We start from the raw sequence: 20,998 nt of genomic DNA on the forward strand, positions 1-20,998 counted from the left end.
TAATCAGCGCAATACGCGATAGGTCGACTGCACCAGGCCGGATGGAAAGTGCCGGCTTGACTCGAGCGCCAGACTTACGTCTTGCGGCAGGGCGCCGAACAACGGTATGCCGGTCCCGATCAGCACCGGGACCGTAGTCACCACCATGTCAGCGATCAAACTGTCGCGCAGGAACGACTGGACCACCTGGCCGCCGTCGACATAGACGCGGCGCACGCCTTCGCTCGCGAGTTGCGCCATCGCGTCCGAGGGCGTGCAGTTCGAGAAGCGCACCTTCCCCTGCAACGCTTCCGGCACCGGCGTGCCGGCCAACTGACGGGATAGCACCAGCACCGGTCTGTCGTAAGCCCATTCCCCATGGTGAGGACCTTTTCATAGCTCCCCCGGCCCATCACGATCGCATCCTTGTCGGCGATGAAGCTCGCGTAGCCATGGTCTTCCGTGGGGTCGTCCCGCTCCAGAAGCCAACCGATATCGCCATCGGGACGGGCGATAAAGCCATCAAGGCTGGTGGCAATAAAGACGTGTCCTGTAATCATCAATCACTCTACTGTTCTATCAAGAATCGATGGAGGTTGACTGCCCTGGCGAACCCCGTGGGTACGGGCCTTGCCCGTCAGCTCTCCGGGTCATACCCAAACTCGCGGAGTTCCTGCGAGCAGCGGCAAGCTTTGGCGATCTTAGCGGCCCACTGGATGGCGGCTTCGCGCGATGGAAGCTCCAGGACACAGAAGCCGCCGTCGAACTCCTCTGTCTGGGGATAGGTTTCGTTTGTGACCGCGCCGTCTGAAGCGACCATGAGTGGTGCGACATTATCGTTGATACCACCACCGAACACGTACACGCCTGCGGCCTTCGCCTCGCGTATGACCTCGCGCGCAGCTTCGCCCACGGCGGCCAAATCCTCGGCGGGGACTGCCATCGCCCTTGCAGGAAAGGAGATCAGGTATTTCGCCATTGTTCGGTCCCTCGTTTGACGATGTACGGCAGAGTATGCACCTCTTGCCTGCGCCGTTACTCACGATATACGACTGTCTTTGCCCTTGAACGATGGAATGCAAAAGCACAGCCACCGTTTGCGCACGGGGTCCGGACGGCGTGACGGTGGCGTTTCTCCAGCCGCCCCGGAAACCGCCGACGATCCGACGAAACGTTGAACGGCCGCGCCTCCGCTTCAATCCGCCGGCAGTTCGCGACGGGCGCGGCGGGAATAGTAGGCGAACGTCGCTTCGAACCGCTTCTGGGTACTCACCCAGCGTTGCGCTTCACGACCCAGTTCTGGCGGAATCGGCTGAATCTCGCCTGCGGCCATTGCCAGGAGCTGCAGGCGCGCGGCGCGTTCAAACATCACACCCAGCACGCAAGCTTCTTCCACCGACGCACCAGCAACCAGAAGGCCGTGGTGTGACAACAGGATCGCCTTCTTGTCGCCGAGTGCCCTGGAGATGATTTCGCCTTCTTCATTGCCAACCGGGATACCGGGCCATTTCTCGAGGAATGCCGTCTGGTCGTAGAGGACGCAGGTGTCCATATGGGAGATGGTCAGGGGAACCTCGAGCATGGCAAGCGCAGAGGCATGCGGCGCGTGGGAATGAACGATGCAATTCAGGTCCGGCCGCGCGCGATACAGCCAGGAATGGAAGCGGTTGGCAGGGTTCGGCATGCCGTTTCCGGAAAGCACTTCGAGATCCTCATTGACGAGCAACAGGTTGTCCGCGGTGATTTCATCGAAGCCAAGACCCAGGCGCTGCGTGTAGTACGTGCCGGGCGCCTCGGCCCGCGCGGTGATCTGGCCCGCGAGCCCGGAATCGTGACCGAACGCGAACAGGATTCGGCAGGTTTCCGCGACGGCCTCGCGCAGGGGCATCTTGTCAGCCCGGAGTTCCGTCTGCATCGTCTTGAGCGAAGCGGCGACGATCTCGCTTTTGCTCATTTGCATTGTGTCAGCCATGGTGTGTCCTTTCTGGGATGTGCTGGAGAGTATGGTGAATACGAAGCGGCTTTTATTTTGTCTTGTCGGCCGCGCCGAGCAGCGCCGACCATCGCTGATTCTCTTCTTCGATCAGCTTTCGGAATTGTTCAGGCGTCGAGGCCATTGGCTCGGTGCCTTGAGCGACCAGCGTGGCCTTGAACTTCGGATTTGCGGTGACGGTGCCTACCGCCGCATTGAGCTTCTTCACGATGGCGGGGTCGAGTCCCGCTGGTCCGATCAGCCCTGCCACCGAGCCTGACACCAGCGTCGGGAACCCCAGTTCGGCAGTCGAAGGAACCTGGGGTGCAGTGGACAGCCGGCGCGGGTTCGCTACGGCGAGCGCGCGAAGCTTGCCCGAGGTGACGAACGGCATGACTTGAGGTGTCGCCTCAAAGGTCATGTTCACCTGTCCCGATACGACATTGGTGACGGACTCGGCGCCGCTCTTGAATGGCACATGGAGAAACTCGATTCTTGCCGCGTCCTGAAGCACGCGCATCCCTTGATAAGGCGAGCTACCGACGCCAGCGGTTCCAACGCTCACGGAATCTGGTTTGCGCTGGGCAAGCTTGATGAGATCGGCGAGCGTATTTGCCGGGACATCTGCACCCACCACGACCAGATGCGGTGTTGAGCCTACCAGGGAGATGTAGGTGAAGTCCTTCGTGCTGTCGAAGTTGACCTTGATGTCCGTGTGAGGGTTGACGGCCAGGATGCCGACCGTGGTGAACATCAAGGTGTAGCCGTCCGGCCGTGCGCGCCGGACAAAGTCCGCCGCAATGTTCCCGCCCGCGCCCGGACGGTTTTCCACAACGATGGATTGACCGAGTTGCTCGGAAAGGGCCTTACCCGTGGCGCGGGCCACGAGGTCTGTAATGCCTCCCGCGCCAAACGGGACGACCAGGGTAATGGGCTTGTCGGGAAACTCTGCCGCGTGACCGGCAAGGGGTGCACTCAACAGTACGGCAGCGGAAAGGGCGACCACGAAAGTCAGGTCGCGACAGCGGGGGCGGCTGGGATTCACTTGCATTCTCCTTGGGGATATCGGAAACAAGCGTGTCTAGAATGACACTAAAGTGTCACGTGTGCAACCGCGTTGTCGTGAAAACGTTCGACCCTTACAATTGCGGTCTGTGGAAGCGCCTGTGCAGGCGCTTTGGAACTTCGATCCCCGGGATGACGAAAAAGCAAGAAGTGAGCGCAGAGCCTGCGACGCCGGGCATCGCCGAGCGCCTGGCTGAGCTACGCAAGCTGAATGGCTTGACGCTTGAAGAGCTGGCGCAGCGCGCATCGCTGACCAAGAGCTACCTGTCCAAGCTGGAACGGGGGTTGTCGTCGCCGACCATCGGCACCGTGCTCAAGCTGGCTGAAGCGTTGTCGGTGACCGTCGATCAGCTCATCTCCAGGTCATCGCGTGCCAACGAGATCCTTCACGTAAAGGCCGGCGACCGCATTCCGTTCAGTCCGTCTACCGAGCGACATGGCTACACCTATGAAGCCATTGCGGCGGAGCGACCGGACAAGGCCATGCAGCCGTTTATCATGCTGCCGCCCTTCACATTGGCTGAGGATCAACCGATGGCCAGCCACGCTGGAGAGGAGCTGATCTTCGTGGTATCAGGGCAAATGGAGGTGTTGTTCGATGGCCGCACCGTGCGCATGAGTGCCGGTGACTCGCTCTACTTCAATGCCTCGATTCCCCACCGATCGCGCTCGGTGGGCAAAGTCCAGGCGCAAGCGCTCGTCGTGGTCAGCGATCGCAGGAAGATTTGATATTGGGCACGGGGAGACCGTGCCTCAACGGCGCTGGACGCCCCAGCACGTTGGCCGCGCTGGGGTCAGTCCCTGTCCTGCTCAGTGCGAGATCATCCACGGCCTGCCGCTGGTGCTCTTGGCCACGTCGGGCCGGCCGGCGAGCTTCGGCTGCGCGCAGCACCCGCAACCGGATCCATGCCGCGATGATTCCTTCGGCGCAGCCGCGCTGCGTTCGTTGACCGCATGGGCGGCCCGCGCCGACGCCGCCATGCTGGCGAGCGCCGGCGCGGCCACGAGTGCCCGCTCCGCACCCATGCCGCAGGCGGGGCACATGGCAGGCGCATCGCGCCGGGCCATCGGCCGGATCAATGCAAACTCGCCGCAGTCCTTACACCGGTAGTCATAGGTAGGCATCGCCGCTCCGCTGGGTGGATTGCAACATGGTGCCGGCTTAGACCACGTCTGGCGACAGTGGCAGATCCACGTCCCCCGCGATCATCCGCGTCGGCCCGCTGGCGCTGGGACGGATGTCGAAGTCGAAGATCTGGGTGGGCAACCACAGTGTGGCGCAGGCATTGGGAATGTCCACCACGCCACTGATATGCCCCTGCACCGGGGCGGTTCCGAGGATGGAGTACGCCTGCGCCCGCGAGTATCCGAACTTGGTCATGTACTCGATCGCATTCAGGCACGCCTGCCGGTAGGCGACCTGTACGTCCAGATAGTGCTGCTTGCCCGCTTCGTCGACGGAGATCCCTTCAAAGATCAGGTAGTCGTTGTAGTTCGGCGTGATGGGGCTCGGCTTGAAGATCGGATTGCGGATGCCGTACTTGGCCATGCCGCCCTTGATCAGCGACACGCGCATATGCACCCAGCCCGCCATCTCGATCGCGCCGCAGAACGTGATCTCGCCGTCGCCCTGTGAGAAATGCAGGTCGCCCACGGAAAGCCCGGCACCATCCACATAGACCGGGAAGTACACCTTGGCGCCGCGCGACAGGTCCTTGATGTCGCAGTTGCCGCCATGCTCGCGCGGTGGCACCGTGCGTGCACCCGTGGCGGCGGCCTGGTCGCGCGCATCGCCCTGCAGCTTGCCCATGTGCGCCGTCGCCGCGAAGGGCGGATTCGCCAGCGGTGGCACGCGGTCCGGTTGCGTGGCGATAAAGTCCATCTCCCGCTTGTTCCATGTCTCGAGCATGGCCGGGTCCGGCAGGCAGCCAATCAGCCCCGGATGGATCAGCCCGGCGAAGTTCACACCGGGGATATGCCGCGACGAGGTGTACAGGCCGTGGAAATCCCAGATCGACTTCTGCGCCTGCGGAAAATGATCGGTCAGGAAGCCGCCGCCGTTCTGCTTCGAGAAGAATCCGTTGAAGCCCCACTGGCTGTCAGGCTTCGCGCCGATGTCGAGCAGATCCACCACGAGGAGGTCGCCCGGCTCCGCGCCTTCCACGCCCACCGGGCCGGTCAGGAAATGGACGATGGAGAGATCGATGTCACGCACATCGTCGGCCGAGTCGTTGTTCTTGATGAAGCCGCCGGTCCAGTCGTAGGTCTCCAGGATGAAATCCTCGCCGGGCTTGACCCAGCAGGCCATCGGGATATCCGGATGCCAGCGGTTGTGGACGTTGGGGTTCTCGTACGGCGATTCGGCCAGATCGACCTTGATCAGGGTATCCGTCATGACGTTTGCCTCCTGGTAGTGGGGAAGATGCGGTGAAGATGCGGGATTGCGTTCAGACCGACAGCAGTTGCCGGATGTGCGCCACATCCGTGCTGTGGCGCTGGGTCTCGTGCACGAAGCGGCCGCCTTCGATGACCAGCAGCCGATCGGCCACGTCCATCGCGAAGCTCAGCACCTGTTCGGAGAACACGATAGTGATGTCGCGCGTGCGCCGAATCTCATTCAGCGCGCGCGCGATGTCCTTGATGATCGAAGGCTGAATGCCCTCGGTGGGCTCATCCAGCAGCAGCACCTTCGGGTTGCTCACCAGCGCGCGGGCGATGGCAAGCTGCTGTTGCTGGCCACCGGACAGGTTGCCGCCCTTGCGGCGCCGCATGTCGAACAGCACCGGGAACATCGCGAAGATCTCGTCCGGAATCCGCCGCACGCGGCTTTGCTCCATGCCGGTGAGGATGTTCTCCTCCACGGTCAGGTGCGAGAAGACCATGCGGCCCTGCGGCACATAGCCGAGGCCGGCGCGCACGCGACGATAGCTTTCGTCGTGCGCCACGTCGCGGCCATCCACGGTAACCTGGCCCGAGCGTACCGGGAGCATGCCGATCATCGCCTTGAACAGCGTGGTCTTGCCCATGCCGTTGCGGCCCATGATGGCCACGGTTTCGCCTTGCGCTGCGGAGAAAGACACACCATGCAGCGCCTCACTCTGGCCATAGTTCACCACCACGTTGTCCACGGAAAGCATGCGGGATTCTCCTTTGGCGAGTTGGCCGCGTCAGTGGCCGAGGTAGACGTCGATCACGCGGGGGTCGTTCTGCACCTGGGCCATCGAGCCTTCGGCCAGGATGCGGCCCTGGTGCATCACGGTGACCTTGTCGGCAATACGCTGCACGAAGTCCATGTCGTGCTCGATCACGATCACCGCGCGGCCCTTGCTGATGCGCTTGAGCAGGTCGGCGGTCAATTCGCGCTCGCGTACGCTCATGCCTGCGATCGGTTCATCCAGCATCAGCAGTTTCGGGTCCTGCATCAGCAACATGCCGATCTCCAGCCATTGTTTCTGGCCGTGCGAGAGCTGGGCCGCCTCGCGCTCCAGGACATCGTCGAGCGCGATCTCCGCAGCCACCTCGGCCACGCGCTGGCGTTCCGCCTCGGTGGTGCGAAAGGTCAGTGCGCCCAGCACGCTGCGGCCGCGGGGGAACGAGACGGCCAGGTTCTGGAACACGGTGAGGTTCTCGTAGATCGAGGGCGTCTGAAACTTGCGGCCGACCCCGGCGCGCACGATCTGGTATTCGGGCAGGCCCGTCATCTCGCGGTTGCGAAACTTGACGCTGCCGCCGCCGGCGCGCGTCTTGCCGCAGATCAAGTCGAGCAGCGTGGTCTTGCCGGCGCCGTTCGGGCCGATGATCACGCGGAGCTCGTCGCGATCCACGTATAGCGTGAGATTGTCGATGGCCTTGAAGCCGTCGAACGACACGGTCAGGTCCTCAACCGCCAGCATGAAGTCGGTATTGCTCATGATGTCTCCCGGTCAGGCCGTCTTGGCCGGCAGGGTTTCCGGCTTGGGCGGCTCGGTGGCGCGGCGGCGACGGCCGATGTACTTGGCGTAGAGCCCTGCCAGCCCGTCGGGAAACGCCACCACCACGCCGATGAACAGCGCCGCCATCAGGAACAGCCACAGATCCGGAAAGCTCTCCGAGAAGTAGGTCTTGCCGGCATTCACCAGCAGCGTGCCCCACACCGCACCCACCAGGCTCATGCGGCCGCCCACCGCGGCGAAGATCACCATCTCGATGGACGGTACGATGCCGACGAACGACGGCGACATGAACCCGACTTGCAAGGTGAACATGGCGCCGCCGATGGCCGCCAGCGCGGCCGCCAGGCAAAACACGAACACCTTGAACATCGACACGTCGTAGCCCGAGAACCGCACGCGGTCTTCCTTGTCGCGCATCGCCAGCAGCAGCACGCCGAGCTTGCTCCGCTGGATCCAGCGGCACAGTGCGATGGCCCCGAACAGCAGCGCCACGGTGACGAAGTAGAGAATCAGCCGAGCGCTGTCGGTGCGGATATCCCAGCCGAGCAGCGTCTTGAGGTCGGTGATGCCGTTCACGCCGCCGGTATAGCCCTGTTGCCCGATGATCAGCACTGACAGAATGAGCGCCACCGCCTGCGTGATGATGGCGAAGTAGACGCCACCCACGCGCCGCCGGAACATCGCCACGCTGATGACGAATGCCAGCAGGGCCGGCACCACCACCACCCCGATCAGCGCGACCGGCAGATGGCGGAACGGCTCCCACCACCATGGCAGCGCCGTGAGCTGGTTCCAGTCCATGAAGTCGGGAATGCCCGGCGTGGACTGGATGGCGGTACTTTTGGCATCCGATGCCTCCAGCTTGAGGAACATCGCCATGGCATAGCCGCCGAGGCCGAAAAACACGCCCTGGCCCAGGCTCAGGACGCCGCCGTAGCCCCACAGCATCACCAGCCCCACGGCCACGAAGGCGTAGCTCAGGTATTTGCCGATCAGGTTCAGGCGGAACACATCCAGCGCAAGCGGCATGATCACCACCAGCACGAGCGCCAGCAGCGCGTAGCCGGCCCATGCGCCGCCTATGCCGCGCAGCCGTTGCAGTCGGGAAGAGTTGGACATCGTTTGTGCTCCTGGCATGTCAGCGCCGTACCGCCGGGGCGAACAGGCCCAGCGGACGAATCATCAGGATGGTCACGATCAGCAGCAGGGTCAGCACCCGTGCCATCGACCCGGTCATGAAGAACTCGGTGATGGACTGCATCTGCGCGATGCCGAACGCCGACGCCACCGTGCCGGCGAGGCTCGCTGCCCCGCCGAACGTGACCACGAGGAACGAATCGACGATGTACAGCGCGCCGCTGGTGGGGCCCGTGGAGCCGATCGTCGTGAATGCCGCGCCGGCCACGCCCGCGATGCCGCAGCCGATGGCAAACGTCAGGCGGTCGGTGCGCCGGGTATTGATGCCGGCTGCATTCGCCATCGGCCGGTTCAGCGTGGTGGCGCGTACGCGCAGCCCCCAGCGCGACCGGTACAGCGCGAGCCAGACAAGCCCCGCTACACAGAGCGTGAGCGCCATCACGAACAGACCGTTGATGGGGATGTCGAGCCCGGGTGCGGGTGACCATGAACCCATCAGCCAGTCGGGCAGCGTGGGGCTGACTTCCTTGGGGCCGAAGGTGGAGCGGAACGCCTGCTGCATGCCGAGCGACAGGCCCCAGGTGGCGAGCAGCGTATCGAGGGGCCGCTTGTAGAGATGCCGGATCAGCGCCCATTCGGCCAGCCAACCCGCGCCGAACGCGATGACGAACGCGGCGCAGATGGCGATGGGAAAGTAGTAGGGCATCCACGTCGGCGCCAGGCGCTCCACCGTGGTGGAGGCCAGGAAGATGACATAGGCGCCGATGGTCATGAACTCGCCGTGCGCCATGTTGATGACGCCCATCTGGCCGAAGATGATGGCCAGCCCGAGCGCCATCAGGAGCAGCACCGAGAACAGGCTCAGCCCTGCAAAGCCCTGCATCAGGCCGATGTTCAGCATGTCCGACACGTTCATGACTCTTACTCCGTGGATCGATGGGACGGCGGCGGGCTTACTGATAGCCCTTCGGGAACGGATTGGGCGGAATCAGTTGCGGCGACTCGGCCACCACCTTGAACTGGCCATCGAGCTGCGCCAGCCCGACGCGCGTCTTGCTCCACAGGTGATGATTCGTATCCACCTTGACGTAACCCTCGGGGGCGGACTTCAATTCGATGCCCGGCGAGGCCGCGACGACCTTGTCGATATCGAAGCTGCCGGCCTTCTCCACCGCGGCCTTCCACAGCCAGGGGCCGAGGTAGGCGGCCTGCGTGACATCGCCGATCACGGCCTTGCTGCCGAACTTGCTCTTGAAGGCATCGACGAACTGCTTGTTGTTGGGGTTGTCGAGCGACTGGAAGTACTTCATGGCCGCGTAGTAGCCGGCGATGTTCTCGCCGCCGATGCCGAGCACTTCGTCCTCGGTGACCGAGATGGTCAGCAGGAACTGCTTGTCGGCGGTAATCCCGGCCGCCTTGAGCTGCTTGTAGAAGGCAACGTTCGAGCCGCCCACGACGATCGCGTAGATGCAGTCGGGCTTGGCGACCTTGATCTTGTTGATCAGCGAGTTGAAATTGGTGTGGCCGAGCGGGTAGTACTCCTCGCCCACGACCTTGAGCTTGAGGAAGTTTTCGATGTGCTTGCGCGCGATCTTGTTGGACGTCCGCGGCCAGATGTAGTCGGAGCCAATCAGGAAGAAGCTCTTGGCGTTCTTCTGCTTGGCGGCCCAGTCGAGGCCCCAGATGATCTGCTGGGTCGCTTCCTGTCCGGTATAAATCACGTTCTTGGACTGCTCGAGACCCTCGTAGAACGTCGGGTAGTAGAGCAGGCCATTCTCTTTCTCGAAGACGGGCAGCACGGCCTTCCGCGAGGCGGAGGTCCAGCAGCCGAACACGGCCGCCACACGGTCGTTGACCAGCAGCTTGCGGGACTTCTCGGCGAAGGTCGGCCAGTCCGAGGCACCGTCTTCCTTGATGACCTTGATCTTGCGGCCGAGGATGCCGCCAGCGGCGTTGATCTGGTCGATGGCGAGCTGTTCGGCCTGGATCGACCCGGTTTCCGAGATCGCCATGGTGCCGGTGGCCGAATGCAGCTGGCCCACGGTGACCTCGGTATCGGTGACGGCGAGCCGGGTGGTGTTCACGGTGCCGGTAGGCAGATTGGCACCGTGGGCCTGCGCGGCCATGCCGGCCAGCGGCAGCGCGGGCAGGGCGGCAAGGCCCTGCATCAGCCGGCGGCGGGATTGGGAAGGCGGGGACCCGTTCTGTTCGTTATCGCTTTCGTTGTCACGCATGATCGACGCTCCGTTGGGGAAGAGGAATGCTGCGGAGCGATCATGCTGCGGGTGGGGGACGCCCAGCCATACGTCATTCAACGTAGTCGGGCCGGCCACCGGCGCACGGCACATCTCTTGCATCCGCAGCGCACGACCCATTGCCAGTGCGACCATGCACCCCTCTCCATGTCGAGCGTTTCCCAGCCCGTCCAGCGCATCAGCAAGATCCGGCGCGACTACAACCGCTGGGTGGCCGACGAGACCCTTGAGGACTACGCGCTGCGGTTTGCACCAAGGTCGTTCCGAAAATGGAGCGCGTTTCGGGTCGGAAATACCGCTTTTGGTGCAGTCGCGTTCCTCGCGCTGGAAGCCATCGGTGCTGCCATCACGCTCAGCTATGGCTTCACCAACGCGATGTGGGCCATCGGCGTGGTCAGCCTTGTCATCTTCCTGACCGGCCTGCCGATCTCCTACTACGCCGCGCGTCATGGCGTGGACATGGACCTGCTGGCACGGGGTGCGGGGTTCGGCTACCTCGGCTCCACCGTCACCTCGCTGATCTACGCCAGCTTCACCTTTATCTTCTTCGCGCTCGAGGCGGCCATCATGGCGCAGGCATTCGAGCTGCTGTTCGGTCTGCCGAGGTCCATCGGCTACCTGCTGTCCGCCATCGTGGTCATCCCGCTGGTCACCCATGGCGTGACGCTGCTGTCGCGTATCCAGCTCTGGACCCAGCCGTTGTGGCTCGTGCTGCTGATCCTGCCCTATGGGCTGATCCTGTGGCGCGAGCCGCAGCGCTATACCGAGTTTCTCTCGCTCAACGGGCGCCTGGCCGATGGCGACGGCTTCTCATGGGAAGCGTTCGGCGCCGCCGCCACGGTGGCCGCCGCGCTGATCGCGCAGATCGGCGAACAGGTGGATTTCCTGCGCTTCATGCCGCCGCTCACGCGGGACAACCGCGTGCGATGGTGGGGGGCGTTGATTGCGGCCGGACCGGGCTGGATCATCCTTGGTGCGGCCAAGATGGTTGGCGGAGCGTTTCTCGCCTTCGTCGTACTGCAGGCGGAATTGCCGATCGCCCACGCGCTGGAGCCGACGCAGATGTACCTGGCAGGCTTCGCACTCGGGCTCGGCAACGGTTGGCCCGGCTGGGTGGCCGTGCTCCTGACAGGACTGCTGGTGCTGGTCTCCCAGACCAAGATCAACATTACCAATGCCTACGCGGGCTCGCTGGCGTGGTCGAACGTGTTCGCACGGCTCACGCACAGCCATCCGGGCCGCGTGGTATGGCTCGCGTTCAACGTGCTGATCGCGGTGATGCTGATGGCGATGGGCGTGTTCGAGGCATTGGAGCAAGTGCTGGCGCTCTACGCCCACCTGGCGGTGGCGTGGGTCGGCGCCATCTTTGGCGACCTTGTCATCAGCAAGCCGCTTCGACTGTCGCCGCGCGATATCGAATTCCGCCGCGCCTACCTGTTCGACATCAATCCGGCAGGCTTCGGCGCCATGGTGCTGGCCTCGGCGTTGTCGATGCTGGTGCATCTCGGCGTGTTCGGCGACACGCTGCGTCCCGCCTCGGTAGGGGTGGGTCTCGCGCTGGCGGTCCTGTTGCCGCCGGCGATTGCCTACCTCACGCAGAGCCGCTATTTCATCGCGCGGGCACCGGTCCACTTCGGCGCGCGGCACGCGGTCATCCGTTGCGCGATCTGCCGTAACCCGTTCGAGCAGGAGGACGTGGCCGCGTGCCCGGCCTATCGCGGCCCGATTTGCTCGCTGTGCTGCACGCTGGATGCGCGCTGCGGAGACCGGTGCAAGCCGGGGGCCAGCGCGCAGGAGCAGATCGCCTTCGCGCTCACGCGCGTGCTGCCCGCCGGCACGCCGCTGGTCATGGCACGCCGCATCGGTCAGTTCAGTCTTGTGTTGGCCGGGATGGTGTTCGCGTTCGGCACGTTGCTGTGGCTGCTCTATACGCAGGAGCAGTTATCGGGCCCATTGGTGCACAGCACCGCGCCGCGCACCGACCTGTTTCTCAAGATTGGTGCCGGGCTGGTGCTGTTTGCCGCGGTCGCTTCCTGGTGGCTGGTACTGGCCAACGAAAGCCGGACCGTCGCCCAGGAAGAATCGGAACGCCAGAACGGGCTGCTGCAAAAGGAGATCGATGCGCACCGTCGTACCGATGCGGCGCTTCAGCATGCCAAGGAAGTCGCGGAGCAGGCCAATGCCGCCAAGAGCCGGTTCATCACCGGCATGAGCCATGAGATGCGCGCGGGGCTCAACTCCATCCTGGGATACTCGCAGCTGCTGCTGCGGGCACCGGCGTTGCCGGCGGCATGCCGCGAGGATGTGCAGACCATTGGCCGCGCCGGCGAACACCTGTCCAGCCTGGTCGATGGCCTGCTGGAGCTGTCACGGATCGAGGCCGGCAAACTGCGGCTCGAGCACGACGCCGTGGCGCTGGAGGGCGTGTTCGACGACCTGGTACGCATGTTCCGCCCGCTGGCCGCGGCACGCGGGCTGACGTTTCACTATCGCGTATCCGGCGCCTTGCCGGCCCATGTGCATGGCGATTCCAAGCGATTGCGGCAGATTGTCATCAACCTGGTCAGCAATGCCATCAAATTCACGGAGCACGGCGCGGTCACGCTGGCGGTACGCCATCAGCGTGAACTGGCGACGATCACGGTCAGCGACACGGGCCCCGGCATCGCGCCGGAAGACCAGGTGCGCATCTTCGATCCGTTCGAGCGCGCCACGGCCCATGACGACCGAGAGGGCATCGGACTGGGACTCGCCATCGTGCGGCTGCTGGTGGACCTGATGGGCGGCGAGGTCAGGGTGCGCAGTGCACCGGGCATGGGCAGCGAGTTCTCGGTGCGGCTCTATCTACCCGCACTGTCCGTACCGGTAACACGGCCACGGAGGGTCCCGGAGGCGCCGCTGCCGGCGAATGCAAGGGTGTTGATCGTCGATGACCGGCAGTCGCACCGGGCGGTGCTGCGCGGCTTCCTGTCACCGTTGGGGCTGGCGGTGCAGGAAGTCGGGGAGGGGGCCGCTGTGCTCCCGCAACTGCGGGCGTGGCATCCGCATCTGGTGCTGCTGGACCTGAACCTGCCGGATGCATCGGGCTGGGACCTGTGCCGCGAGATCCGCGCGGAGCCGGGCGCGCCGCAGGTGGTCATCGTCTCCGCCAACGCTCACGAGAACACCGAGGAGGCCAGGCTTCAGCATGGCTACCTCGGCTTCGTCAGCAAGCCGGTGCGCGAATCGGAGCTGATCGACATTGTCCGGCACGCGCTGACGCTGCCCGCCCAGCCCGCCGAGCCCGCCGAGCCCGAGGCGCCGCCCCACGCCGAGCTGCTGCGCGAGATGCTGCAACTGGGCGCCACCGGCCGGCTGCGCGCGCTGGAGGCGCAACTGGCGGAACTTGCCGCCAGCGGCGGCGGCATCGGTGCGTGGGCGCGCAAGATGCTGACGCTGGCGCGTGCCGATGGCGCTGCATTGAATGATCGACTTGGCGAGGCGCTCCGTGCATCCCGAACCTGAATCTTCTGCATCCGAAACACGTGTGCTCGTGGTGGACGACAACGCCGACGCGCGCAGCTTCCTGACCCGCGCGCTGGGCGGCGAAGCCATGCTGGTGCACACCGCTGCCAGCGGCAACGCTGCGCTCGGCGCGCTGGCCCACTTTTCCCCGGATGCGGTGCTGTTGGACGTGGATATGCCCGGGATGGACGGTTTTTCCACCTGTGCCGCGTTGATGGACCGCCACGCAGACCTCCCGGTCATCTTCATGACCGGCCTGGGCGATACGGTGCACATCGTACGGGGCTTCGAGGTAGGCGCGTGCGATTACGTCACCAAGCCGGTGGCCATCGCCGAGGTGGTGGCCCGCGTGCGGTCCCACGTCGGCAAGGCGCGGCAGGCGCGCGCGCTGCGCGAGGCCATCCTGCGCGGCCATGGCGAAGCGGAAGGCAGCGCCGACATGCTCGCGTCCACGGCGGCACTCACGCGGCGTGAGGCCGAAGTCATGTCGTGGGTAGCCCGTGGCAAGACCAACCGCGATATCGCCGACATCCTCGGCATGAGCCCGCGAACCGTCAACAAGCACCTGGAGCACATCTTCGAGAAGCTCGGCGTGGAAACGCGCACTGCCGCCGTGGCAGCCAGCGCAGCACGCGCCAGGGGGCATGTACCGGCACCGGCCGATTGATCTGTCGGGCGCTTTGGACGCCGGATCTGCCGCGTGCGCATTTCGGATCGCTGAACGTCGCATTCCGGTTTGAGGGCGGGTCGACGCGTTTCTAGACTGCATGCATTCCAACAAGGGGAGTGCACATGTCCATCCTGTCCATATCAACGCGCAGGGCCCGGTGCGCCCTGCTGGCGGGCGCTGTCGCAGCGTGTTCCGTCGCCGCCCATGCGGAAACCTGGCCGGCGAAGCCCATCACCATGGTGGTGCCATTTCCGGCTGGTGGCGGTACCGACCTCGTGGTTCGCTCGATCCAGCCGCTGCTGCAGCGCGAACTCGGGCAGCCTGTCGTGATCGACAATCGCAGCGGGGCTGGCGGCACGATCGGTTCGGGCTTCGTGGCGCGGGCCGCCGCCGATGGCTACACGGTGGGCGTGGTCACGACGAGCACGCATGCGGTAAGCGTCGCGCTCTATCCGAAGCTGCCCTACAACCCGGCGAAGGACTTCGCCTATGCGGGCTTCATCGGCACATCGCCTTATGTGCTGGCCGTCAACAACGCCATGCGCGTGGCCGATGCCAGGACGCTCGTCGCCCGGTTGAAGGCGGACAAGTCGCAGCACAGCTTTGCGTCGGTAGGCGTTGGCACCGTGTCGCACCTGATGGGCGAACAGTTCCAGAAGTTCGTTGGTGTGCCGATGGTCCACGTCCCGTATCGTGGCGCGGCACCGGCCTACACCGATCTGATTGGCGGTCAGGTGCAGATCATGTTCGACAACCCGGTCGGATTGGCGCCATACATCAAGGCTGGGAAGATTGCCGCCATCGCCGTGACGGCCTCCACGCCGTTGTTGCCGGACGTGCCGACGTTCGCCAGCCAGGGTGTGCCCGGCTTCGAGCAGCAGCTGTGGTACGGCATCGCCTTTCCGAAGGGGACGCCCGCTGCGATCGTCGATCGCTTCAATGCCGCGTTGAATAAGGTGCTCGCCGACAAGGCGGTCGCCGACGATCTTGCCGGCAAAGGCGTGACCGCGCGCCCCGGGACGCCGTCCGCGCTGCAGGCTGCCGTCCAGCAAGACATCCCATACTGGGGCAAGATTGCCAAGTCCGTGGGAGCCACAGGTGAGTGACGTCAATCTGATCCGGGTGTTCGTGCGCGATGGGCAAGGCGGCAATCCGGTGCCGTTGGTCGCCGACGCGCGTGGCATGAGCGCGCCGGCAATGCAAAGCGTTGCCGCAACGCATGGACACGAGTCGGCATTCGTATTGCCGAGCGAGATCGGCTGCGATTGGCGCTTTCGCTTCTTCGTGCCGCAGCACGAGATGGAGATGTGTGGTCATGCCACGGTGGGTACCCTCTGGGCGCTGCGCCAGTGGGGGCGATGGACCACGCCGACGGCGCGCATCGAAACGCTGAGTGGCATCGTGCTGGCGTATTGGGACGACGCATCGCAGCGCGTCTGGATTTCGCAGCCGGCAGTGCGTACCGAGGTGCTGGATGCCGGGGCGTCGGACCGCGTGGCCATGCAGCTCGGCCTGCCTGCCGGCAGCTATGCGGCCATCAATGCCGCGACCAGCCGCGTGAAGACGCTTGTCTGCCTGCCATCCGTGGCGATGCTCGACGGCTTGCAGCCGGATTTCTCGACCATGGAGCCGCTATGCGCGTCGATCGGCTCGACTGGCCTCTATCCCTATGCGTTCGGGGCGCCTAAAGCGGACGGGCAGCCCGTCGTCCATGCGCGGCAGTTTCCGAAGTCGTCGGGCTATCCCGAAGACGCCGCCACCGGCATCGCTGCGGCGGCGTTGTGGGGGTATCTGAACCAGGCGGACCCACTGCGTGGTCAGGGTCGAACGGTGTCGTCCATCGCAGTCCGGCAGGGCGATGCCATGGGCAGCCCTTCGGAAATCCTCGTGGCTCCACGCCATGGGGACTCAGGCGAGCCCGACGGCTGCTGGCTCAGTGGCGGCGTGGCATGGAGCGACGCATGACGGTCAGTTCTCCCGAAGCCTTGCTTGCTGCCGCAGGATTTGCCATGCCCGCGGTGTCCAGTCCGCGTGGTAGCTATGCGCCGTATCGCGCGGTGGAGGTGGGGCCATCGCGTTGGGTGTCGATCGCCGGGCAGGTATGCCGGCAGCAAGGCGTGGCCATGGCAGGCCAATGCCAGAGCGAAGCCGATGTGGAACCCGCCCGCCGTGCTGCCGAAGTATCGATGCTGAACGCGCTGGCGGCGCTTCGGGTGGCTTGCGACGGCGAGTTGTCACGCGTCATCCAGATCGTCCGCCTGCGCGGCTTCATCCGCGCGGCGTCGGACTTCACCCATCATCCGGCCGTGCTCGATGCGGCCTCGGCCGTCCTGCGTACGGCATTCCCCGATCAGCCCCTGCCCGCTCGCAGCGCGCTGGGTGTGTCGAGCCTGCCGGATGGGGCGTGGACGGAGATCGAGATCGATGCTGTCGTGATGGCGGGATGAGGTCGCCAGTCCGCCGCGCCTATGACGGATCGGCGGCCTCGCGCAGCAAGCGGTGCAGATGTCCGCTGGATGAAAAGCCGAGGTCCAGGCTGACGCTGGCGACGGATTGACCTTGCGCGATCAGGGCGCGTGCATGCGTAGCCAGGATGCGACGCCTGAGTGCCACGGGCGTCACGTCGAACTCGATCTGGCAAGCGCGCTGCAAATGCCGGATCGAGACGCCCAGCTCGCTGGCCACGGTATCGATCGAAGGCAAGGGCAGGTCGCGTTCGAGCGCCTGATGGAAGCGCCGGACCATGCGCAGTGCCACGGATGCCGGCTCTTCGGGTATCGCCAGCGGCCGGCTGCTCATCAGTTGCTCCACGATGGCGCGCACCAGCCAGGAAGCGCTCGTCGCCGAGATCCCCGGCGCCAGCAGCGCCTCGAGCATTGCGATGGTCGCGGCGTCCAGATGCATGGCGCCAAACGGTCGACCGGCGGGCAGGCGGTCGGGCGGCAGGTATAGCTCCCCATGCTGTTGGCGCCCGCGCTCGGATGCCGTCAGATGCGAGATCGACGCCGGCAGCAGGACTGCGGTGCCGCGCACCAGCGAAACGGCATGCGGCGAGTCCGGCTCGCCGGACACATCGTTCCATGTCGTCTTGAGTCTCCCCATGCGCGGCCACAGCAGCATGCCGCAGTCGTGGATATGCCATCCCCGGTGAAAAACGGGCTGGCGGCTGTCATGCAGCGCGAATCCATGCTTCGCAGTCAGATGCAGCTTGGGAGACAGGTGAGGATCGTTGGTCATCGGGGGCGCTTCGGCAGCCATCGGCAGCATGCCGTCGATCATACGCTGTTCCCGGTCTCTCCCAGTTCACCAGAACCGGGCGTTCCGGCGATTCCACGACAACCCACAAAAAAAGCCCGCAGCCAGACCGGCCTGCGGGCTTCAACACCCTTGTCGAAACACCTGCTTCAGATTGCCCCTGCCAACCTGAACTGCCCCACGGCCCGGTGCAGGGCGTCTGCCTGATCTTCCAGCGACGCCGCTGCGGCCGTGGCTTCCTCCACCAGCGCCGCGTTCTGCTGCGCCATCTGGTCCATTTGCGACACCGCCTGGTTCACCTGCTCGATGCCGCCCGTCTGTTCTTCGGTGGCGGCGCGCATTTCGCCCATCAGGTCGGTCACGCGCTTCACCGCTTCGACGATCTCTTCCATGGCGCGGCCGGCGCCTTCCACCAGCACCGAGCCGTCTTCCACGCGCTGGGCCGAGTTGTCGATCAGGGCCTTGATCTCCTTCGCCGCCGTGGCCGAGCGCTGGGCCAGGCTGCGCACCTCGCCGGCCACCACGGCGAAGCCGCGGCCCTGTTCGCCCGCGCGAGCGGCTTCCACTGCCGCGTTCAGCGCCAGGATGTTGGTCTGGAAGGCGATGCCCTCGATCACGCCGATGATGTCCACCACCTTGCCGGACGCCGCCTTGATCTCGCCCATCGTGCCCACCACCTGGTGCACGATCTGGCCCCCGCGCACGGCGATGTCCGAGGCGCCTTCGGCCAGCCGCGACGCCTGCCGGGCGTTGTCGGCGCTCTGGCGGACCGTGCTCGTCAGCTCCTCCATGCTTGCGGCGGTTTCCTCGAGCGAGGCGGCCTGCTCCTCGCTGCGGCGCGACAGATCCACGTTGCCCGCCGCGATCTGGCGTGCCGCGCCGGCGATCGAATCGGCCGAGCCTCGGATTTGTCCGATGGCCCCGGTCAGGCGCGCCTGCATCTGCTGCATGTTGTAGAGCACGCTTTCGCGGTCGTTGGGCTTGGTTTGCACATGCGAGGCGAGGTCGCCCTCAGCGATGCGCGCCGCGATCTGCGACGTCAGCGCGGGCTCACCGCCCAGCTGCTTCTGCAGGCTGACGGACACCCGCACCATCACCACGCTCATCAGCGCGCCCACGCCCAGCAGCCAGCCCAGCGCTTCCCAGAGCGACCGGCGGAATTCGGCGTGGATGTCATCGAGATAGAGCCCGGCGATGAAGTCCCAGTCCCACGGCTTGAAGTTCAGCACGTAGCTCAGCTTGGGCTGGGGGGCCTCGGCGCCCGGCTTGGGCCAGAGATATTCGACGAAGCCGTGGCCCGGGTTCTTGCCCAGCGCGGCGATCTCGCGGAACAGGTAGACCCCGTTGGGGTCCTTCATGTCGCCCATGTTCTTGCCATCCAGCTCCTTCTTGATGGCATGCATGAGCACCACGTGATCCGAACGCATCACGGTGAAATAGCCGTCCGCGCCAAAGCGCAGCGCGCGCACGCGGTCCAGCGCCTGCTTCTGGGCTTCTTCCACCGGCAGCTTGCCGGCCCGCGCCATCGCTTCGTATTCGGTGACGATGGAGTTGGCGACATCGGTGACATGTTCGAGTGACAGCTTGCGGTCCTCGAACCGCAGCGCGCGCATTTCCCAGGCATTCCAGAGGGTGATGGCCAGCAGGCAGATCCAGCTCAGCACCAGCGGCAGCATGAGCTTTTTTCTCAGGCTGAGATTTTGCAGCATTCGTTTTCCTCCTTTTCCTTGTCTGAACCCGCTCGGGGCGATCGATTTTTCGCCCTCTATGGGTGCCATAACGGCGCGGTCATCAAGGATCTTGATCGGGGGGAAACACTGATAGGGTAAGGTGATGCAAGAGGCGCACGGGGTGTAACGCACCGTAACCATGACAGCGTGTCGACTACGTCATGGCAGATTGCCTCAACAAATGAGAACCATTACCATCTAGGTGTTGCGGCTAATCGACATGCCGCCGCGCCCCCCGCGCGCGCCCCGCGCGCCCCCTTTCTCACCCGCATGACAGACAACCCGCCGGCCTCCGGCCAGCAGCGCCGCGCCTTTTGGCTCAAGCATCTTCATCAATGGCACTGGATCAGTTCCGCGATCTGCCTGATCGGGATGATGCTGTTCGCCATCACCGGCTTCACGCTGAACCATGCCGGCCAGATCGAGGCCCGGCCCAGCGTGGTCACGCGCAGCGAAACCGCACCGCGTGACGTGCTGGCCGCCCTCCGACGCGCGGCCCCGGCCGGCGCCGCCCAGAAGAACGAAAAAGCGCCCGTGCCGCCCGTGCTGGCCCAATGGCTGTCGGAATCCCTCCATGTGGATGCCGAAGGCCGCGAGGCCGAATGGTCCGCCGATGAACTCTACGTGGCCCTGCCACGCCCCGGCGGCGACGCCTGGGTCAGCGTGGCGCTGGACAGCGGCGAGGTGCAGTTCGAAGCCACCTCGCGCGGCTGGATCTCCTATTTCAACGATCTGCACAAGGGCCGCAACACGGGCCATGCGTGGAGCCTGTTCCTCGATGTGTTCGCCTTCGCGTGCCTCGTCTTCAGCCTCACCGGGCTGTTCCTGCTGAAGCTGCACGCCGGTGGCCGCATGGCCACCTGGCCGCTGGTGGGGGCGGGGCTGGTGGTGCCGCTGCTGCTCGCCATCGTGTTCATTCACTGATTTGCATTCCATCCAACCAGAAAAGGTAGTTCCGATGCGCCGACTCCTTACCGTGACCATGACCGGCCTGGCCGCCGCCCCGCTTGCGCCCGCCATGGCCGCCGACCTGAACGTCAAGGTGGATATTCCCCGCCTCACCGTGGCCGAGTACCACCGCCCCTACGTGGCGATGTGGGTGGAGCGCGCCGATCAGAGCCCCGTTTCCACGCTGGCGGTCTGGTACGACGGCAAGAACAAGGACGGGGAGGGCACCAAGTGGCTCAAGGACATGCGCCAGTGGTGGCGCAAGGCGGGCCGGGACATGCAGATGCCGGCCGATGGGATCTCCGGCGCCACGCGTGCGCCGGGCGAGCAGGCGGTGTCGTTCTCCGCCGGCAAGTCGCCACTCGGCAAGCTGCCCGCCGGCGACTACCAACTGGTGGTGGAGGCCGCGCGCGAAGTCGGGGGCCGCGAACTGGTGCGCGTGCCGTTCACGTGGCCGCCGCAATCCGCGCAGACGGCCCGTGCCAAGGGCGAACACGAACTCGGCGGCGTCACCGTCGAACTGAAGCCCTGACCCGCACCCCATCCGTTCT

At 65.0% G+C, this 20,998-nt stretch carries 20 protein-coding genes and 1 pseudogene; 8 read left to right on the top strand and 13 right to left on the bottom strand.

Translation table 11 applies throughout. The features are described 5' to 3' along the window. Positions 1-3 precede the first annotated feature (3 nt). The 4 genes and pseudogenes from AC1DP9_RS11635 to AC1DP9_RS11650 form a co-directional block, all read right to left on the bottom strand. Positions 4-539 (bottom strand): annotated as a pseudogene (locus AC1DP9_RS11635) (dihydrofolate reductase family protein). 77 nt (positions 540-616) lie between these two features. After that, complete coding sequence (locus tag AC1DP9_RS11640; protein WP_092293942.1) at positions 617-958, bottom strand: YciI family protein; 342 nt, start codon at positions 956-958, stop codon at positions 617-619. Between the two features lie 216 nt (positions 959-1,174). After that, on the bottom strand, positions 1,175-1,951 hold the full coding sequence (locus AC1DP9_RS11645; protein WP_477107413.1) for an aldolase: 777 nt from the start codon (positions 1,949-1,951) through the stop codon (positions 1,175-1,177). A 52-nt stretch (positions 1,952-2,003) separates the two neighbouring features. Further along, positions 2,004-3,002, bottom strand: coding sequence for a Bug family tripartite tricarboxylate transporter substrate binding protein (locus tag AC1DP9_RS11650; RefSeq protein WP_477107414.1), 999 nt, complete (start codon positions 3,000-3,002; stop codon positions 2,004-2,006). Positions 3,003-3,148: 146 nt separating this feature from the next. Here AC1DP9_RS11650 and AC1DP9_RS11655 point away from each other — a divergent pair, with 146 nt between their 5' ends. Further along, complete coding sequence (locus tag AC1DP9_RS11655; protein WP_477107415.1) at positions 3,149-3,745, top strand: helix-turn-helix domain-containing protein; 597 nt, start codon at positions 3,149-3,151, stop codon at positions 3,743-3,745. An 81-nt stretch (positions 3,746-3,826) separates the two neighbouring features. Here the strand turns inward: AC1DP9_RS11655 and AC1DP9_RS11660 are convergent, their stop codons facing one another. From AC1DP9_RS11660 to urtA, 7 genes are read right to left on the bottom strand one after another with little or no spacing between them, the layout of a single operon-like run. Next, the gene (locus AC1DP9_RS11660) at positions 3,827-4,141 is read right to left on the bottom strand and encodes a zinc ribbon domain-containing protein (RefSeq protein WP_092293934.1); all 315 of its coding nucleotides are present in this window, start codon (positions 4,139-4,141) and stop codon (positions 3,827-3,829) included. Between the two features lie 37 nt (positions 4,142-4,178). Continuing rightward, positions 4,179-5,411: a formamidase gene (fmdA, locus tag AC1DP9_RS11665; RefSeq protein WP_092293932.1), complete on the bottom strand. Its 1,233-nt coding sequence runs from the start codon at positions 5,409-5,411 to the stop codon at positions 4,179-4,181. Positions 5,412-5,463: 52 nt separating this feature from the next. Then, entirely contained in the window at positions 5,464-6,153 is a 690-nt protein-coding gene (gene urtE / locus AC1DP9_RS11670) for an urea ABC transporter ATP-binding subunit UrtE (protein ID WP_477107416.1), read from the bottom strand. A gap of 30 nt (positions 6,154-6,183) precedes the next feature. Next, complete coding sequence (urtD, locus tag AC1DP9_RS11675; protein ID WP_092293928.1) at positions 6,184-6,927, bottom strand: urea ABC transporter ATP-binding protein UrtD; 744 nt, start codon at positions 6,925-6,927, stop codon at positions 6,184-6,186. A 12-nt stretch (positions 6,928-6,939) separates the two neighbouring features. Further along, a complete protein-coding gene (urtC, locus tag AC1DP9_RS11680) occupies positions 6,940-8,067 on the bottom strand; it encodes an urea ABC transporter permease subunit UrtC (RefSeq protein ID WP_477107417.1) in 1,128 nt (375 codons plus the stop codon). Positions 8,068-8,086: 19 nt separating this feature from the next. Next, positions 8,087-9,001 carry an urea ABC transporter permease subunit UrtB gene (gene urtB / locus AC1DP9_RS11685; protein ID WP_477107418.1) on the bottom strand — a complete coding sequence of 305 codons (915 nt, stop codon included), beginning with the start codon at positions 8,999-9,001 and terminating at the stop codon, positions 8,087-8,089. 37 nt (positions 9,002-9,038) lie between these two features. Next, on the bottom strand, positions 9,039-10,319 hold the full coding sequence (gene urtA / locus AC1DP9_RS11690) for an urea ABC transporter substrate-binding protein (protein ID WP_441591260.1): 1,281 nt from the start codon (positions 10,317-10,319) through the stop codon (positions 9,039-9,041). Positions 10,320-10,487: 168 nt separating this feature from the next. On the opposite strand from urtA, the gene AC1DP9_RS11695 reads away from it, so the two are divergent. The 5 genes from AC1DP9_RS11695 (at position 10,488) to AC1DP9_RS11715 (ending at position 16,961) form a co-directional block, all read left to right on the top strand. Then, positions 10,488-13,844, top strand: a complete 3,357-nt coding sequence (locus AC1DP9_RS11695) for a hybrid sensor histidine kinase/response regulator (protein ID WP_477107419.1) — start codon at positions 10,488-10,490, stop codon at positions 13,842-13,844. A 22-nt stretch (positions 13,845-13,866) separates the two neighbouring features. Beyond that, on the top strand, positions 13,867-14,511 hold the full coding sequence (locus AC1DP9_RS11700) for a response regulator transcription factor (RefSeq protein WP_441591261.1): 645 nt from the start codon (positions 13,867-13,869) through the stop codon (positions 14,509-14,511). A gap of 125 nt (positions 14,512-14,636) precedes the next feature. Continuing rightward, complete coding sequence (locus AC1DP9_RS11705; protein ID WP_477107420.1) at positions 14,637-15,620, top strand: Bug family tripartite tricarboxylate transporter substrate binding protein; 984 nt, start codon at positions 14,637-14,639, stop codon at positions 15,618-15,620. Next, positions 15,613-16,479 (top strand): PhzF family phenazine biosynthesis protein, encoded by an 867-nt coding sequence (locus tag AC1DP9_RS11710; protein WP_092293916.1) that lies wholly within the window; start codon positions 15,613-15,615, stop codon positions 16,477-16,479. Before AC1DP9_RS11705 ends, AC1DP9_RS11710 begins: the two co-directional genes overlap by 8 nt. Beyond that, positions 16,476-16,961 (top strand): RidA family protein, encoded by a 486-nt coding sequence (locus tag AC1DP9_RS11715; RefSeq protein ID WP_092293914.1) that lies wholly within the window; start codon positions 16,476-16,478, stop codon positions 16,959-16,961. Before AC1DP9_RS11710 ends, AC1DP9_RS11715 begins: the two co-directional genes overlap by 4 nt. A gap of 19 nt (positions 16,962-16,980) precedes the next feature. Here AC1DP9_RS11715 and AC1DP9_RS11720 read toward each other — a convergent pair whose 3' ends face one another. Next, entirely contained in the window at positions 16,981-17,793 is an 813-nt protein-coding gene (locus AC1DP9_RS11720; protein WP_477107421.1) for a helix-turn-helix transcriptional regulator, read from the bottom strand. A 125-nt stretch (positions 17,794-17,918) separates the two neighbouring features. Then, positions 17,919-19,478 carry a methyl-accepting chemotaxis protein gene (locus AC1DP9_RS11725; protein ID WP_477107422.1) on the bottom strand — a complete coding sequence of 520 codons (1,560 nt, stop codon included), beginning with the start codon at positions 19,476-19,478 and terminating at the stop codon, positions 17,919-17,921. A 291-nt stretch (positions 19,479-19,769) separates the two neighbouring features. Between AC1DP9_RS11725 and AC1DP9_RS11730 the strand changes: the two genes are divergently transcribed. Beyond that, complete coding sequence (locus AC1DP9_RS11730; RefSeq protein ID WP_092293909.1) at positions 19,770-20,423, top strand: PepSY-associated TM helix domain-containing protein; 654 nt, start codon at positions 19,770-19,772, stop codon at positions 20,421-20,423. A gap of 34 nt (positions 20,424-20,457) precedes the next feature. Further along, positions 20,458-20,979, top strand: a complete 522-nt coding sequence (locus tag AC1DP9_RS11735) for a DUF2271 domain-containing protein (RefSeq protein ID WP_092293907.1) — start codon at positions 20,458-20,460, stop codon at positions 20,977-20,979. Positions 20,980-20,998 lie beyond the last annotated feature (19 nt).

This window comes from Cupriavidus sp. 01L43 (assembly GCF_056399925.1).

Coding starts and splice junctions, on each gene's coding strand:
- AC1DP9_RS11640 (WP_092293942.1), bottom strand. CDS start 958: ATGGCGAAATACCTGATCTCCTTTCCTGCAAGGGCGATGGCAGTCCCC.
- AC1DP9_RS11645 (WP_477107413.1), bottom strand. CDS start 1,951: ATGGCTGACACAATGCAAATGAGCAAAAGCGAGATCGTCGCCGCTTCG.
- AC1DP9_RS11650 (WP_477107414.1), bottom strand. CDS start 3,002: ATGCAAGTGAATCCCAGCCGCCCCCGCTGTCGCGACCTGACTTTCGTG.
- AC1DP9_RS11655 (WP_477107415.1), top strand. CDS start 3,149: ATGACGAAAAAGCAAGAAGTGAGCGCAGAGCCTGCGACGCCGGGCATC.
- AC1DP9_RS11660 (WP_092293934.1), bottom strand. CDS start 4,141: ATGCCTACCTATGACTACCGGTGTAAGGACTGCGGCGAGTTTGCATTG.
- fmdA (WP_092293932.1), bottom strand. CDS start 5,411: ATGACGGATACCCTGATCAAGGTCGATCTGGCCGAATCGCCGTACGAG.
- urtE (WP_477107416.1), bottom strand. CDS start 6,153: ATGCTTTCCGTGGACAACGTGGTGGTGAACTATGGCCAGAGTGAGGCG.
- urtD (WP_092293928.1), bottom strand. CDS start 6,927: ATGAGCAATACCGACTTCATGCTGGCGGTTGAGGACCTGACCGTGTCG.
- urtC (WP_477107417.1), bottom strand. CDS start 8,067: ATGTCCAACTCTTCCCGACTGCAACGGCTGCGCGGCATAGGCGGCGCA.
- urtB (WP_477107418.1), bottom strand. CDS start 9,001: ATGAACGTGTCGGACATGCTGAACATCGGCCTGATGCAGGGCTTTGCA.
- urtA (WP_441591260.1), bottom strand. CDS start 10,319: ATGCGTGACAACGAAAGCGATAACGAACAGAACGGGTCCCCGCCTTCC.
- AC1DP9_RS11695 (WP_477107419.1), top strand. CDS start 10,488: ATGTCGAGCGTTTCCCAGCCCGTCCAGCGCATCAGCAAGATCCGGCGC.
- AC1DP9_RS11705 (WP_477107420.1), top strand. CDS start 14,637: ATGTCCATCCTGTCCATATCAACGCGCAGGGCCCGGTGCGCCCTGCTG.
- AC1DP9_RS11715 (WP_092293914.1), top strand. CDS start 16,476: ATGACGGTCAGTTCTCCCGAAGCCTTGCTTGCTGCCGCAGGATTTGCC.
- AC1DP9_RS11720 (WP_477107421.1), bottom strand. CDS start 17,793: ATGATCGACGGCATGCTGCCGATGGCTGCCGAAGCGCCCCCGATGACC.
- AC1DP9_RS11725 (WP_477107422.1), bottom strand. CDS start 19,478: ATGCTGCAAAATCTCAGCCTGAGAAAAAAGCTCATGCTGCCGCTGGTG.
- AC1DP9_RS11730 (WP_092293909.1), top strand. CDS start 19,770: ATGACAGACAACCCGCCGGCCTCCGGCCAGCAGCGCCGCGCCTTTTGG.
- AC1DP9_RS11735 (WP_092293907.1), top strand. CDS start 20,458: ATGCGCCGACTCCTTACCGTGACCATGACCGGCCTGGCCGCCGCCCCG.